Raw genomic sequence first — 14,461 nt, 5'->3', positions numbered from 1 at the left:
GACGAGGCTCTGTTTCCCGTGGTACCACCTTTGTCAGCCGAACACGAAGATACGTCCGGCCACTCAATGCCTTAACGCGGCCAACGGCAGGGGATATACCTCCCTGCAGCTCTGAGTCAGCTTTCAAGCGACGGTTCTGAATGCTTTCACCAACCGCATTCTCTCTGCCAGCTACACATTCGCTTTACTCTTCTCATCATCGCTGATGCGATATTGAATACACTATACCATAGGCATAGCGCTCTTGCAAGTGTTTTTTCTCGTTTGCACCGGGAACCACTATATGAAACAGTGATTGATCAGATATCCCAATGTACGGTATCAGGATTCGGTGTCGCGCGATCGACTTCGTTGAGGATCCAAGATGCATTGTCATGCGTGGCGGAAAAAGCCTTTTCGAGTCCCGCCTCATACTGCGGTGGGATCTCCATCGAATGAAGCGCCATGTGCATGTAATCCTTGGCCACGAGTGTCACTCCGCGCTCTGCGGCCAACATGGCCTTGAAGCGGTACCCGTAGTAAAGATAGCTGACATGTGAGACGGGGATATCCTTATAGGCTTCGATGCGCTCATCGACTTCCTCCTCGGCTTCTTTGCTCATTTTGAGCTGATGCATGATATTCCAGCGATCGCCCCAAAGCTCGCCGCGCAGAATATATTTATAGAGAAAGTCCGTGCTCTCTGCAAGCTCGATGGCCGCATCGATATGACGCAGGGCATCCTCTGCCGCATTGTCCTGCTTGCGCTCAAGATCAGAAAGCTTCTGGAGCGCAAAGACCTTCTCCTCGACATCCTCAGCGTTTTCTTCATCCACATCCGCCTCGACAACGGAGTGGAAGAGTTCGAGTGCCTCCTCTGTCTTGCCGACCGCGGGCATAGCGAGAAAATGCGCTAGCCTTGCCCGCGCATGCCAATCATCCATACCGCCGAGGAAAAGCTTCTCCGGCGGTTTTGCCGGTGAAGCCATGACAAGATGCACGAGCTTGTGAAATGCTTCCTGTGTCATACTCTGACCTCCATGTTTGAGGAAATATCGATTCATTCGGTACTCCCATAATATTTTCATTTCATTATAGCATAATGGGGCAGGAATCTGCACCTGAGATGTCGAATAAAATATTCCGAAGGAATTATATCGGGATATCTCGTTGCCGTTTTTTGCTCCCTTGGCAGAACCGGTACGGGATGAGGGGGAAAATAGATGAAGAGACATGTGAAAGGCAACGTGAGCTGGGTAGGCTATCTCGACTGGGAACTTGAGAACTTTCACGGGGACGACTATTCGATCTTTCACGGTTCCAGCCAGAACGCTTATCTGATTGAAGAGGAAAAGACCATCCTCGTCGATACGGTCTGGGCGCCGCACCGCTTCGATTTCATTGAGAATCTCAAGCGGGAAATCGATCTCAAAAAAATCGACGCCATCGTCGTGAACCACGGCGAGACAGATCATTCCGGCGCACTTGCAGATTTGCTTGAAGAAATCCCCGGAACGCCGCTTTATTGCACGGCGATGGCTGTCAAGAGCCTCGAGGGACAGTACGGGAAACGCGGCTGGAATTTCCATGTTGTCAAAACGGGAGATGAACTCCCCATCGGCAATGGCAAGAAGCTCCAATTCGTCGAGATGCGGATGCTCCACTGGCCGGATTCCATGGCGACATTCCTCACGGGAGACAACATCCTGTTCTCTATGGATGCGTTCGGGCAGCACTACGCGACGAGCGAGCTCTTTGCAGACAAAGCGGAACAGGGGATCCTCTGGCATGAGGCGCTCAAGTATTTTGTCAATATTCTCAATCCGTTTGCGGCGCTCATCCCCCGCAAGCTCGAGGAGATTGCGGCACTGCAACTTCCCATCGAAATGATTGCGCCATCGCACGGCGCGATCTGGCGCGAAAGACCATTCACCATCGTAGAGAAGTACGATGAATGGGCAAAGGCCTATCAGGAGGATCAGGTCACGATTGCCTACGATACGATGTGGAACGGCACAGAAGCGATTGCGCATGCCATCGCCGAAGAGATAAAACGTCAGAGCCCTGCGACCGTCGTCAAGGTATACAACATTGCCAAGAGTGACAAGAACGAAGTGATGACGGAGGTCTTCAAGTCCCGCGCTATCGCTGTGGGCTCACCGACCTATATCAATGGCGTGCTTGCGAGTGTGACAGGCTGGCTGGCCTTCTTGAAATCTCTGAAGTTCAAGAAAAAACGTGCTGCAGCCTTCGGCTGTTATGGTTGGAGCGGCGAGGGTGTCAAAGTCCTTCAGGAGAGCTTGCAAGATGCCGGTTTCGCAGTTATTGATGAACATGTAAAATCTCTCTGGAATCCCTGTAAAGATGATTTTGCCAAGATTCCAGAGTTGGTGAAGGCGCTGCTGGAGGAGACTCCAGCGGCAGATAAAGCGTAATATTGTAGGAGGTACCATTATGGACAAGTATGTATGCGGCCCTTGCGGCTATGTGTATGATCCCGCTGTCGGCGATCCGGATAACGGCATCGCACCGGGCACGGCATTCGAAGATTTGCCGGACGACTGGGTCTGCCCGGTTTGTGGCGTCGGCAAGGAAATGTTTGAAAAAGAGTGAGTCTGAACTAGACGTCAGCGCACCCGATGCAAGGCGACTCTGCCAACGGATATGGATGCGCGTGAAAATGCAGCTTTCCCATGGGGGAAGCTGCATTTTTATGACTGCCTCAGTGATATCCAACGTTTCAGAACACATAGAATGAAAAGAGAAAGAGGCACTTCCATTGAAGAAAAGAGTCTTATCACTGCTGGCTGCGGCGGAATATCTGACGGAAACGCATATCGGCTGGATCATCTTGCTGTTTCTCATGAATTATTTCACGATTGTCTGGCAGAATCTCACGCAGTATCAAGATACACAGATTCCCGTCCTGTTACTGGACGGTGCCTTCCTGTTTTTCGGTGCCTGCGTCTATGTCGTACTGCTCGCTTGTGTGCCTTGCCACCGTCTGCGCCAGTTGCTGCTCGGACTGTCCGTCATAGTATCAGCGGCATTGGCCGGCCTGGAAATTTTCGCTATCACGACATATCAGACATTGGTTGGCGCAGGCATCATTACCGCCATCCTGCAGACGAATCCGCAGGAAGCAGGAGAGTTCCTCTCCATGTATTTCGGTTGGCGCAGCCTGCTGGCTGTCAGTACTTTCTTCCTCCTGCTTGCACTGGGATGGGGGTGGTTGTTCCAAAAGCGCCTGGCCTGGCCAAGCCGTCGCGGGCGGAACCGCATCTTCCTCGCTGTATCTATTTTCGGCGTACTGGCAGGAACATTACTGCTCAAACACTACATGAACTTCATCTTGAGCGGCACTCTTGACATCCCGCTTGTCAGCGTGGGGCAAGCGACGGCTGTCTCTGTAGAGAATATCAAGGCCTATCAAAAACTTGCAGACTCCATGGAAAACCGAGTGGAAATCACAGAAAATGACAGTGACACGCCTCAAGTCGTCTTCATCCTCGGAGAAGCGACAGCCAGAGGACGTATGCACCTCTACGGCTATCCGCTGAAAAATACGCCCAATCTCGATGCAATGGCTGCGGAGGGGAAAATTGCAGTTTTTCGCGATGTCATCAGCCCTGAGGGAGCGACCGTCGCCGTGCTGCGGAAACTCTTCACCTTTGCAGATGAGGAAAGCGTGGCCGCGGGGCAGCCGTGGTACGAGACCAACAACCTCATCGATGTCATGAACAGAGCCGGTTATGCAACACATTGGATATCAAATCAGGAAAGTTCCGGCATCTGGGGGAATGTAGCGCAAATCTTCGCCAACCGCTCGACAACGAAAGTCTTCACGCGCATGCGGGAATCGCATGAGGAGAATACCACCTTGGATGAAGCGCTGTTCCCGCTGGTGGACGATGCAATCGCACATGGCTCCGGGAAAGATTTCTACGTCATTCATCTCATGGGCGGACACGGCCTCTATTATTTCCGTTACCCGTATCTTTTCACGAAATTCCTGAAAGACGATCTCGCAGCTCCGGAAAATAGCTATAGCGAGGCCAAACGCACGGAAATCGCGCAGTACGCCAATGCGATTTATTACAATGACTACATCGTGAGCTCTCTCATCGAGAAATTCGCGGATAAGAATGCGCTCGTCGTCTATCTGCCGGATCATGGCGAAGCCGTCTATGACAATGATTCCAACATGTCAGGCCATGTTGAGGAACATCCGAACCGCTACATGCTGGAGGTTCCCCTGATCATCTATGGCTCACCGGCCTGGCGCACTACCCATCCGGAAAAATGGCAGCAGATCTGTGCCGCCGTGCAACGACCATATATGACAGATGATATGATTCATACCCTGCTCGATCTTCTCAATATCCGCACTCCGGAATACGATGCGTCGAAAAGTCTGGTAAATGCAGAATTCAAGGTACATCGTACGCGTATCATCCAAGGTATGGATTACGATCACGCGATGAAATAATTGGAGAATCTTTGCGGATACAGACCTATTTTTATATTCTTCTTATGGGAAGAAGGGCGAGCAGTACGAGGAAAAGCAGGCAGGTGACAGCAATATGCGGCGACATAAAACTTCCATCGAACCACGGAAAAAAGATTGTAGCTGAGAGGAGGAAAATCAGTGCGCCGAAAAACGCGATACTGTGGCTATGGTTGCAGGCAACTGACATCCGCCTGCTGAGTGCGAGCAGCGGGGGCAATGCCGCGATGGAGGGAATTGCAATGTCAGCTACGTCTGACGCCGTATCTTTGCCCGTCTCTGCGGACTGCGAGGATGATATGACCAAATGGACGTCTGCCGTTCCTGGGGGGATCTGGCTAGGGTTGGCCGCCATGTCCAGCAGCGCGACAATGTGACCGCGCGACTGGAGGAATTGTGTCTCCCGCGCACATTTTTTCGCTGATAGATTGCCATAGGCGGTGCTGATACCGAGCTGCTTTGCTAGGGCGTGCGCGAATTTCTGTGCCGATGAGGTGAACAATATGGGTGTCATATCCGCGCGCGCTAGCTCAGCAAGCACCGCACGCACGCTATCCGACATGTCATAGCTGAGTGCAATCAAACCTCGGGCGCGTTTGCCCATGCTCAACGCGACAACACTTTCGCCGCGGCAATACATCTGATCCGCTGTCGTCAGGAGTTCAGCACTGAAATGCACGCCTTCCGCTCTAAGCCAGTCGATTGCTCCCACCCGGACTGTATCTCCGGTGCAGAGTGCCTCCGCGCCGTGATGTGCCTGCTCTGCCTGCGCGGAGACGCGCGGCAGACGCAGGCATCGTTCCATTGCCGTCGCATAGATGGCGCAGCCGATAGGATGTGTCGCATCGCGCTCGGCGGCGGCAGCGAGCGCGAGCAGACCAGCCTGCGACATCCCCTCAGGCATGAGCGCGGCAATGTGCGGCTCTCCCTGCGTCAGAACACCCCGATAGGGGAATAGCAGCGTGTCCGTCTCCGCGAGCACTACCAACCGCTGCGGCCGTAGTAATGCGGCACCCAGCGACTCCGCCTGCTGTAGGACGCGTTTTTGCGCCAGCCACGTCGCAAGCATTCCAGGTAGGGGGAGACAGACAAGAAGCGTGGAACAAAATACGAGTCCTCCGCGCACAATCGTTCCCGTCATGCCATGATAAAAGCCGAACAGGAGCGCGAGTACAATAGCGGCAATCAGTTGTTGCCGACTGGAAATAGAATTTCCCAAGAGAATCCCTCCCATTTTTTCCTGGCAACCCATATCATCACAATTATCGTACAGAATCTGGTTGTCAGCAAGGGAAACTTGTCGTACAAAAGAAAAATTGCTAAAATTGGGAAGGGAATCATGATGATGAGGGAGTGGTGACTTTGCAGACAATACAAGGCTTGGCAAAAATCAACCTGACACTTGACATACTCGGAAAAAGGGAGGATGGCTTCCACGAGGTCGCGATGGTGATGCAGTCCGTAGCACTTTCGGATACCCTGATACTCCAGGTGGCTAAGGACAGCTACATTCATCTTGCCATTGATGTTCCCTGGCTCGCCGCGGACGCATCCAATCTCGCGTGGCGTGCAGCTGAGCTCATGCGCCAGACGTATGGCATCAAGGATGGCGTAGAGATTCAGCTGACCAAGCGGATTCCTGTCGCCGCTGGTCTTGCCGGCGGCAGTGCTGATGCGGCTGCTGTCCTGCGCGGCATGAACCAGCTGTTCGCCCTGGGGGCCTCCGATGAGGAACTCTGCGCGCTCGGCGCGAAACTCGGCTCTGATATTCCCTTCACGCTGCTGGGCGGAACAATGCTCGCCACTGGCCGTGGGGAGAAGCTCGAGCGCCTGCCAGATATGCCGACAGCAGACATCGTCCTCGCCAAGCCACACGTTTCTGTCTCTACCGCTTGGGCGTACAAGAGTTATGACGCTGCACCTGCAAAGAGTCACCCGCAAACCGATCAGATGAAACGCGCCATCATAGACAAAGATGACAAAAGGATTGCTTCCTTATTGTCTAACGTCCTTGAAAGTGTTACTATGAAAAAGTATGGCATTATCTCAGAATTAAAAGAGAAAATGCTGCAGTACGGCGCACGCGCGAGCCTCATGTCTGGCAGCGGCCCGACCGTCTTTGGCATTGCAGAGGATGGCGCGCATGCGCAGCACATTGCCGAGGCACTTCGACAGCTTCCGGCTGTGGACGTATTCGTTACGAAGACGGCAAAATCTATGAGGAAATGAGGGATTCTCTGCTATGGAAAAGAAGCTATCACCGATCAAGCTGGACAGCTACCAGCCGCTAAGAGAAGTCGTCTGTGAATCCTTGCGAGATGCCATTCGACGCGGCGTGTTGAAACCAGGTGAGCGCCTCATGGAGATCCAGCTCGCTGAGGAACTCGGCGTGAGCCGTACGCCTGTCCGCGAGGCCATCCGCAAGCTAGAGCTCGAGGGCTATGTTATCATGATGCCGCGGCGCGGCACGTATGTCGCGAGCATGTCCATCCGTGACATCAATGAGATTTTCGAGATTCGCACGGCACTGGAGTCGCTCTCCAACGGCCTGGCGGCGGAACGCATTACCGATGAGGAGCTTGAGAGCCTGCAGCGTCTGCTCGTGATGATCGGCGGCTATGTCGAAGAGGGCAACATGGATAAGATTGTCGAGACGGATATCGAGTTCCACGATCTGCTCTATCGCGCGGCGCGCAACAGCCGTCTCGTCGGCATCATTTCCAACCTGCGTGAGCAGCTCACGCGTTTTCGCACGCTGTCTATGTCCTATCCGGGACGCCTGGAGACGACGCTGGAGGAACATCGAGAAATCGTGGAGGCCATTGCGGAAGGCGACGTGAAGCGTGCGAAGAAAGCGGCGGAACATCATATGGAGATGTCAGAAAAGACGCTGCTCAAAGCCGTGGATGCCAACAAGAAAAATGAAAAGACGAAGCGGGCCAGGAAAGCAGCCAAGTAACTTCCATAATAGAAGGAGGATCCTATATGTCGGATTTAGTAACAGTGATTCTTGCGGCGGGGAAGGGGACGCGCATGAAATCCACCCTGCCGAAAGTTCTGCACAAGGCTGGCGGCAAAGCGATGGTGGCGCATGTGCTGGCAGCAGCCAAGGCGGCCGGTGCAACGCGCCAGATCGTCGTGACGGGCTTTGGTGGCGACCAGGTGCGCGAGGCGCTGGCCGACCAGGCTGAGTTTGTGACGCAGACGGAACAGCTCGGCACAGGCCACGCGGTCAAGATGACGGCTCCGCTCCTGAAAGATACGCAGGGGACCATCATGGTGCTCTGCGGTGATACACCCTTGCTTACGGGCGCGCTCCTGAGAAAACTCTATGACGAGCATATCGCGGCCCAAGCAAAGGCAACCGTCCTGACAGCTGTCATGCCAGACGCCACAGGCTACGGTCGCATCATCCGTCAGACAGACGGCTCCGTCGAGAAAATCGTTGAGCACAAAGATGCGACAGAGGCAGAGCGCGCCGTCAAGGAAGTCAACTCTGGCATTTATTGTTTCGACGCACAGGCACTCTTTGCCGCACTCGAGAAGGTCACGAACGATAACGCGCAGGGCGAGTACTATCTGCCAGACGTCCTCGGCATCCTGAAGAAGCAGGGCGAGCGCATCTGGGCTGTCGCCGCGGATGATTTTGAGGAGACGCTGGGCGTCAACAGCCGTGCCCAGCTTGCCAAGGCAGAGCACATTCTGCGCCAGCGCAAGAATGAGGAACTCATGGCCGCAGGCGTCTCCATCATCGACCCCGCGACGACGTTTGTCGACGCAGACGTCGAGGTAGGACGCGATACCGTACTCTATCCCATGACGTACCTCGAGAGCGGCACGGTCATCGGCGAGAACTGCGAGATCGGGCCTTCCGTCCGTATCCAGAATACGAAGATCGGCAACGATGTCACGGGACAGTTCCTCTATGCCCATGATGCCGTCGTCGACGACCATGTGAAGCTTGGACAGTTCGTTCACCTGCGTCCTGGTACACATATCTGCGAGGGCGTGAAGATTGACAACTTCATCGAGGTCAAGAACTCCACCATCGGCAAGGGATCGAAATTGCCGCATCTTTCTTATATCGGCGACTGCGACATGGGAGAGAACGTCAATATGGGCTGCGGTACAATCACAGTCAACTATGACGGCAAAAAGAAATTCCGTACCAAAATTGGTAACAATGCTTTCGTCGGCTGCAACTCGAACCTCGTCGCCCCCGTCACCGTAGAGGATGGTGCCTACATTGCAGCTGGCTCGACCATCACGCAGACCGTGCCGAAGGACACGCTGGCCGTCGCGCGTGCGCGCCAGAAGAATATCACCGGCTGGGTGGACAAACGCAAAAGATAATGATAAACTCATTACGAGGTAATCATTCGTTTTCTGAATGGGGAAACAACGGCATTCGCATGTTCCCTAGAATTGGAGGAGTTTAACAAAATGGCTTTAGACACTGGAAATTTGGTCATCCTGGCCGGCAATGCGAACCCTGAGCTCGCCAACAAGATTGCGGATCGCATCGGCGTCAATCTTTGCGATGCTTATGTCGGTCATTTCAACAATGGCGAAACCCAGGTCATGATCAGCGAGAGCATTCGCGGCAAGGATATTTTTATCATCCAGCCGACGTCGTATCCAGTCAACGACAATCTCATGGAGCTTCTCATCATGGCGGATGCCTGCAAGCGCGCCTCGGCGCATAGCATCACGGCGGTTGTGCCATACTATGCATACGCGCGCCAGGATCGCAAAACGCGCGGCCGTGAGCCGATTTCCGCCAAGCTGGTTGCCAACCTCATGACGACGGCTGGCGTGACGCGTGTCGTGACCGTCGACCTGCACGCAGGCCAGATTCAGGGCTTCTTTGATATCCCTGTGGATCATCTGGCTGCTGCGCCGACCATTGCCAACTATTTCCGTGCCCAGAAGCTCGAGGATGTCGTTGTCGTCTCGCCGGATCTCGGTGGTGTCACGCGCGCGCGCATCCTCGCGGATCATCTGCAGGCGCCGATCGCCATCATCGAGAAACGCCGTCCGAAGCCGGGCTGTGCTGAAGTCATGAACCTCATTGGTGATGTCGAGGGCAAGACCGCTGTCATCATCGACGATATCGTCGATACGGCGGGCTCGCTCTGCGAAGGTGCGCGCGCGCTCCAGAAACGTGGCGCAAAGAGAATCTTCGCCTCCTGCTCCCATGCGATCCTCTCTGACCCTGCGGTGCAGCGCATCAATGATTCGCCCATCGAGAAACTCATCATCACGGATACGATTCCGCTGCCACCAGAGAAGGCCAGTGACAAGATCGTCGTTCTCTCCCTCGCTGAACCGATTGCAGACGTCATCATCCGCATCCAGAGCCATCGGAGCGTCAGCCAGCTCTTCCGCTGAGATATATTGATTGTTTTTCGCCTTCCCGCGCGGGGAGGCTTTTTTGCACCTGTTCACAAAAATATGCGTAAGCGCCCTTCGTGAGGCGCTGCGCGCCGCATATATTGCAGTATCCTAGTATATGAGACAGAGCAGAGGAGGATTGCCATGCAAGGGGAAGCCACAGACCTCTACATCCGCACATTCAGCTTTTGGAAACAACTGACGAACAAGGAGAAGTCGCTCGTCAACGCCGGCACGCACCCAGTTCGTTTCGTACGCGGCGCGCAGCTTCACCGCGACCCCGGCGATTGCCTGGGCATCCTGCTCGTCAAGGAAGGACAGCTCCGTGTCTACACGCTCTCTGAAGACGGCCGTGATGTGACGCTCTACCGCCTGTTCCCCGGCGATGTCGGTATTCTCTCTGCCGCTTGTACATTGGACGCGGTCACGTTCCCGGTTTCCATAGAGGCGGTCGCGGATACGGATGTCCTGAGAACAGAAGCCTCAGTGTTTAACCGATTACTACAAGAAAATATCTATGTCAAGGCCTATGCCTATGAAATGGCCGCACGCCGTCTTTCGGAGATGCTTTGGCGCATGCAGCAGATTTTATTTCTCTCCGCAGATCGACGTCTCGCAATTTTTCTTCTCGAAGAGACGAAAAAGGCTGGTAGCTTGGAAATCCATCTCACGCATGAGCAGATTGCGCGCTATATGGGTAGCGCCCGCGAGGTCGTGAGCCGCCTTGTAAAATATTTCGCGCAGGAAAAACTCGTAAAGCCGGGGCGGGGACATCTGACCATCCTCGACCTGCAAGGACTGGCAGCTGTCGCGCACAACACGCGGCAGCTCAGTGCAGGTGGAAAAGGAACGATTGATGGATGAGAACGCGTACGGCGATGATTAGAACATGTTTCCGTCACATACACGCCCCCCCTGAAAATTTTTTCACCTTTTTGTGAAAAAAGCTTGACTTCGCATCGCCTTCTCTGTAAAATATTTCTATGTGATGTCATGAACGAGCGTTTCCATTAGCCCCGGAAGCCTGTTTCGGTCATCATAATGCTGAACATTGATTTTACATCTAGGGGGGAAATCGCATGAAGACAACGTTTATGGCAAATGCATCCAATATCGAACGCAAATGGTATGTTGTAGACGCTGAAGGCCAGACGGTCGGCCGCCTCGCAGCCGAAGTCGCAAAAGTTCTTCGCGGTAAAAATAAACCGACGTATACTCCGCATGTGGATACGGGTGATTATGTCATTGTCATCAATGCAGAGAAAGTAAAGTTCACGGGCAAGAAGCTCATCGATAAGACGTATTTCCGTCATTCTGGTTATCAGGGCGGCACGACGTTCACGCCGGCGGGCCAGATGCTCGATCGGTTCCCGACGCGTGTCCTCGAGCATGCCATCAAAGGCATGCTTCCGCATAACCGCCTCGGCGCGCAGATGTACCGCAAGCTCAGCGTCTATGCTGGCCCGGAGCATCCGCATGCAGCACAGAAGCCCGAGAAACTCGAGCTCAACATCCGCTAATCTGGAAAGGGAGGAACATACTACATGGCACAAGTCAGCTACTACGGCACCGGCCGCAGAAAATCGTCCGTTGCCCGTGTTCGTCTGGTTCCAGGCGAGGGGAAGGTCACGATCAACGGTCGTGATATGGAAGAGTATTTCGGTCTCAAGACACTCGAGCTCATCGTTCGTCAACCGCTCAACCTCACGGAGACGGTTGATAAGTACGATGTCATTGCCAATGTTGCAGGCGGCGGCGTGACGGGGCAGGCAGGCGCCATCCGCCACGGCATCACGCGTGCGCTCATGGAAATGGACGCAGAGCTTCGTCCGGCTCTCAAGAAAGCCGGCTTCGTTACGCGCGATCCGCGCGAGAAAGAGCGTCGTAAGTACGGCCTCAAGAAAGCTCGCAAAGCATCTCAGTTCTCGAAGCGTTAAAGCCAAGAGTATCAATGCAAGTTACAAAAAGCCCGTCAGCTCAATGCTGGCGGGCTTTTTCAGTTCTCTTTATTTTTGGAAAGACGTCTCAGTGTATCAAATAGCGTATCAAAACCGGCGCACAAGTTACATAAAAGTTACACACAAGTTACAAAAGAGAGCCGCTATATTTGGTCAATGGCTTCGATTAGTTGAGCGTAGGTTTTGTGCGTGTAGACCTTGCGTGTGATGTCGGAGGCGCGATGGCCGAGGATGAGCTGCGTGACCTTGATGTTGACGCCTGCATCGTCTAGGCGGGTGGCGCAGGTGTGGCGGCCATCGTGCGGGAGGTGCTGGCGCGGGAGGAGCTTGAGAGGATCCGACGGTTCCCAGATGCGACCGCGCAGGCGGTCGTAGGTCAGGACAGGCTTTCCGTCGCGTGGGTCCATGACGAGATACTCGCCGCCCGTCTGCATCCAGCGCTCGATGATTGGAAATATCTTCTTGGCGATGGGGACGGCACGGTTTTTGCCAGCCGCTGTTTTCATACCACCGAACATGACGCGGTCGTCGAGGTGGACGTTTTCTTTTCTGATGCGCAGGAGCTCTGTCGGACGGAACCCGGTGTAGCAGAGGACGAGCGCAAGGCAGGCGGAAAAGTCGTCGGTATGCCGCCAGAGGATCGCGAGTTCGTCGTCATCGAATGGCTGGTGCTTGCGGCTTACCTCATTCGGCGGCAGCTTCACGTTCTTCGCATAGTTGACCGTTACGATCTCGCAGTCGATGGCAAGCGCGAAGAGCTTGTTGCAGAGGGTCTTCATCATCTTCTGCGTGCTGTATCCAAGCTCGCAGGCGTCAAGCTCGCCTTGTATGTGGCGGGCGCGGATGTCGACGAACGGCATATCGTGCAGGCGCGGGAGGCGCTTGTAGGCGGCAATGTAGGTATTCGGAACGGGTTCGCCGTGATCCGTGTATGTGAGCTTGCTCCATTTCTCATAGAGGGTGGCAAAGGTGGCCGCGGTAGCGTCAATGTCGTAGGGGTGCTCGTTGTAGTCGGCAAGGGCTTTGATAGCTTTTGCCCGGCTTTCGTAGTAACCAAGATACTTCTGCACTTGCTTCCCGTCATCCGTCCATTCTTTCGTTACTTTGACGGCATAGGGCTTGCGGCGCTTGCCAGAGAGTTTCGTAATCGAACCGTATCCGTTTGGCAGTCTCATGATGTGCTCCTTTCTCCGTGGCGCGTCCCACGGGAATATGTTATACTGAAACCACAAGCCTCGGCACGCCTACGGGCGTCCGGCGCGGGGTGGCCGACAACCACCTTCTTATCCAGCTGCCTCGTACGAGGCAACTCAGGGCCGTCTTGTCAACGGCTGCTGCAAATCGTGCCGCCTGCGGGCGGCTATTTTTGTTTGCATTTTGGCGGCGCCGCCAAAATGGCTACTTTTGAGCATGTCGCTGACTTAATATCTCATGATAGCATCTATGAGAGAGGACGAGTTCCAGCCCACCATCTCCGTGGCGGCTTGTTGGACTTTCAAGGGAATGCGCTGCTGTCCCCAGGGACGGATGCCGATGATGGTCTTTCCCATGCGATTAGCTTCGTCAATCTCATAGTCAATCCACTTACTGTAGGCATCGTACATCCCCGCGATGATGATAACGATACTGGCGGGCCTTATCTGATTGGTCAACGCATTCTCTAGTCCTGCATTTGTCCTTACATCAAGTGGATCGTGCTGAGGTACACTGTAATTCCGATAGTCCAGAGAGCTTTGTGATAGCCACCTTACAACTGTAGAGTAGTCATCGTTGTATTGCCAAGCATGGCTGATGAAAAGATTATAAGTACGAGGCATATCTATCATCCTTTCCCTTGTGATACAATATATACATGAAATAGCAAGAAGTGGCATTTTATCGCGACTTAGCACGGTGAAAGAGGTGGGGCGAGATGAAAGTAAGGAAATACCGGAAGAAGCCTGTTGTGGTTGAGGCCTATCAGACAGACCGAGAGATGATTATCCACACACTGGAAGGCGACCATCATGCGTCGGTGGGGGATTACATTATAACCGGCGTAAAAGGAGAGCAGTATCCTTGCAAGCCGGATATTTTTGCCAAGACCTACGAACCTGTCGATGAATGAGGTGTCGGAGGTTCGTCTTGCTTGATCTGGATCCAATCTCCATTGACGGAAGCAATGATGCTCTCGACGCGCATCACTAAAACAGTGTCCCTGTCATCTCCTCTGTAAACTCCTGTGCGCGTTTCGTACAGGAGTTTTTCACGCTTCAAGGCCTCGCTGGCTGCCCGATACTGCAACCATAAGTCGTGACATGAGTCCAGGCCAGCAAAGAAACGGAGATAGGATGCTATGGCACTGAGTAACACGAGTATAATGTCGCGCCAAGGATCTGCAATCGGCAGCATTCCGAGAACCGGAAGCAGGAGGACGCATGCGGTTTCTAAGCGCCGCAAACGCTTATATTCGCGCTGGTTTTCCGTACTTTTGCAGCTGAACCATTTTTGCTGTTCGTCCAAGCGATTTCTGATATATTCGTCAGGTGACATTTAGGCTTCCTTTCCTGGCCGCCTGCGGGCGGCTTTTTTGTACCACGTCGTACCACGTCGTACCATTCCGCCTCACGCGATCCCCTTGAGC

Annotated in this window: 16 protein-coding genes and 1 other annotated feature (1 of these 17 cut by a window edge); of the genes, 11 read left to right on the top strand and 5 right to left on the bottom strand. The window is 53.9% G+C overall.

The window, feature by feature from the left end:
* Nucleotides 1-209, bottom strand: a binding site (T-box leader); it reaches 6 nt to the left of the window's first position.
* Between the two features lie 90 nt (nt 210-299).
* Complete coding sequence (locus F599_RS0102720) at nt 300-1,007, bottom strand: hypothetical protein (RefSeq protein WP_019541995.1); 708 nt, start codon at nt 1,005-1,007, stop codon at nt 300-302.
* 195 nt (nt 1,008-1,202) lie between these two features.
* Here F599_RS0102720 and F599_RS0102715 point away from each other — a divergent pair, with 195 nt between their 5' ends.
* The 3 genes from F599_RS0102715 (at nt 1,203) to F599_RS0102705 (ending at nt 4,468) form a co-directional block, all read left to right on the top strand.
* Nucleotides 1,203-2,414, top strand: a complete 1,212-nt coding sequence (locus tag F599_RS0102715) for an oxygen-binding di-iron domain-containing protein (protein ID WP_019541994.1) — start codon at nt 1,203-1,205, stop codon at nt 2,412-2,414.
* 19 nt (nt 2,415-2,433) lie between these two features.
* Nucleotides 2,434-2,592 (top strand): rubredoxin, encoded by a 159-nt coding sequence (gene rd, locus F599_RS0102710; RefSeq protein WP_019541993.1) that lies wholly within the window; start codon nt 2,434-2,436, stop codon nt 2,590-2,592.
* 166 nt (nt 2,593-2,758) lie between these two features.
* Nucleotides 2,759-4,468, top strand: coding sequence for a phosphoethanolamine transferase family protein (locus F599_RS0102705; RefSeq protein ID WP_019541992.1), 1,710 nt, complete (start codon nt 2,759-2,761; stop codon nt 4,466-4,468).
* A gap of 31 nt (nt 4,469-4,499) precedes the next feature.
* On the opposite strand, the gene F599_RS14690 is transcribed toward F599_RS0102705, so the two are convergent.
* The gene (locus tag F599_RS14690) at nt 4,500-5,705 is read right to left on the bottom strand and encodes an HAD family hydrolase (protein ID WP_169337804.1); all 1,206 of its coding nucleotides are present in this window, start codon (nt 5,703-5,705) and stop codon (nt 4,500-4,502) included.
* Between the two features lie 143 nt (nt 5,706-5,848).
* On the opposite strand from F599_RS14690, the gene ispE reads away from it, so the two are divergent.
* The 7 genes from ispE to rpsI all read left to right on the top strand — a co-directional run bounded on the left by ispE (nt 5,849) and on the right by rpsI (nt 11,817).
* Nucleotides 5,849-6,715, top strand: a complete 867-nt coding sequence (gene ispE / locus F599_RS0102695; protein WP_019541990.1) for a 4-(cytidine 5'-diphospho)-2-C-methyl-D-erythritol kinase — start codon at nt 5,849-5,851, stop codon at nt 6,713-6,715.
* A 13-nt stretch (nt 6,716-6,728) separates the two neighbouring features.
* The gene (locus tag F599_RS0102690; RefSeq protein ID WP_026327761.1) at nt 6,729-7,445 is read left to right on the top strand and encodes a GntR family transcriptional regulator; all 717 of its coding nucleotides are present in this window, start codon (nt 6,729-6,731) and stop codon (nt 7,443-7,445) included.
* A 26-nt stretch (nt 7,446-7,471) separates the two neighbouring features.
* Complete coding sequence (gene glmU, locus F599_RS0102685) at nt 7,472-8,839, top strand: bifunctional UDP-N-acetylglucosamine diphosphorylase/glucosamine-1-phosphate N-acetyltransferase GlmU (RefSeq protein ID WP_026327760.1); 1,368 nt, start codon at nt 7,472-7,474, stop codon at nt 8,837-8,839.
* A 90-nt stretch (nt 8,840-8,929) separates the two neighbouring features.
* A complete protein-coding gene (locus tag F599_RS0102680) occupies nt 8,930-9,877 on the top strand; it encodes a ribose-phosphate diphosphokinase (protein ID WP_026327759.1) in 948 nt (315 codons plus the stop codon).
* A gap of 147 nt (nt 9,878-10,024) precedes the next feature.
* Nucleotides 10,025-10,744 carry a Crp/Fnr family transcriptional regulator gene (locus F599_RS0102675; RefSeq protein WP_019541986.1) on the top strand — a complete coding sequence of 240 codons (720 nt, stop codon included), beginning with the start codon at nt 10,025-10,027 and terminating at the stop codon, nt 10,742-10,744.
* Between the two features lie 215 nt (nt 10,745-10,959).
* Nucleotides 10,960-11,400: a 50S ribosomal protein L13 gene (gene rplM, locus F599_RS0102670; RefSeq protein ID WP_019541985.1), complete on the top strand. Its 441-nt coding sequence runs from the start codon at nt 10,960-10,962 to the stop codon at nt 11,398-11,400.
* A 24-nt stretch (nt 11,401-11,424) separates the two neighbouring features.
* Nucleotides 11,425-11,817 carry a 30S ribosomal protein S9 gene (gene rpsI, locus F599_RS0102665; protein WP_019541984.1) on the top strand — a complete coding sequence of 131 codons (393 nt, stop codon included), beginning with the start codon at nt 11,425-11,427 and terminating at the stop codon, nt 11,815-11,817.
* A gap of 164 nt (nt 11,818-11,981) precedes the next feature.
* On the opposite strand, the gene F599_RS0102660 is transcribed toward rpsI, so the two are convergent.
* Nucleotides 11,982-13,013 (bottom strand): tyrosine-type recombinase/integrase, encoded by a 1,032-nt coding sequence (locus tag F599_RS0102660; protein WP_019541983.1) that lies wholly within the window; start codon nt 13,011-13,013, stop codon nt 11,982-11,984.
* Nucleotides 13,014-13,259: 246 nt separating this feature from the next.
* Nucleotides 13,260-13,655: a TIR domain-containing protein gene (locus F599_RS0102655; protein ID WP_019541982.1), complete on the bottom strand. Its 396-nt coding sequence runs from the start codon at nt 13,653-13,655 to the stop codon at nt 13,260-13,262.
* A 95-nt stretch (nt 13,656-13,750) separates the two neighbouring features.
* Here F599_RS0102655 and F599_RS0102650 point away from each other — a divergent pair, with 95 nt between their 5' ends.
* Nucleotides 13,751-13,945 carry a hypothetical protein gene (locus F599_RS0102650; RefSeq protein WP_019541981.1) on the top strand — a complete coding sequence of 65 codons (195 nt, stop codon included), beginning with the start codon at nt 13,751-13,753 and terminating at the stop codon, nt 13,943-13,945.
* Here F599_RS0102650 and F599_RS0102645 read toward each other — a convergent pair.
* Nucleotides 13,924-14,370 (bottom strand): DUF4231 domain-containing protein, encoded by a 447-nt coding sequence (locus F599_RS0102645; RefSeq protein WP_019541980.1) that lies wholly within the window; start codon nt 14,368-14,370, stop codon nt 13,924-13,926. The genes F599_RS0102650 and F599_RS0102645 overlap by 22 nt on opposite strands.
* Nucleotides 14,371-14,461 lie beyond the last annotated feature (91 nt).

The organism is Selenomonas bovis DSM 23594 (assembly GCF_000381005.1).
Taxonomy (GTDB): domain Bacteria; phylum Bacillota; class Negativicutes; order Selenomonadales; family Selenomonadaceae; genus Selenomonas_C; species Selenomonas_C bovis.
This window is presented reverse-complemented; position numbering and strand designations above follow the sequence as displayed.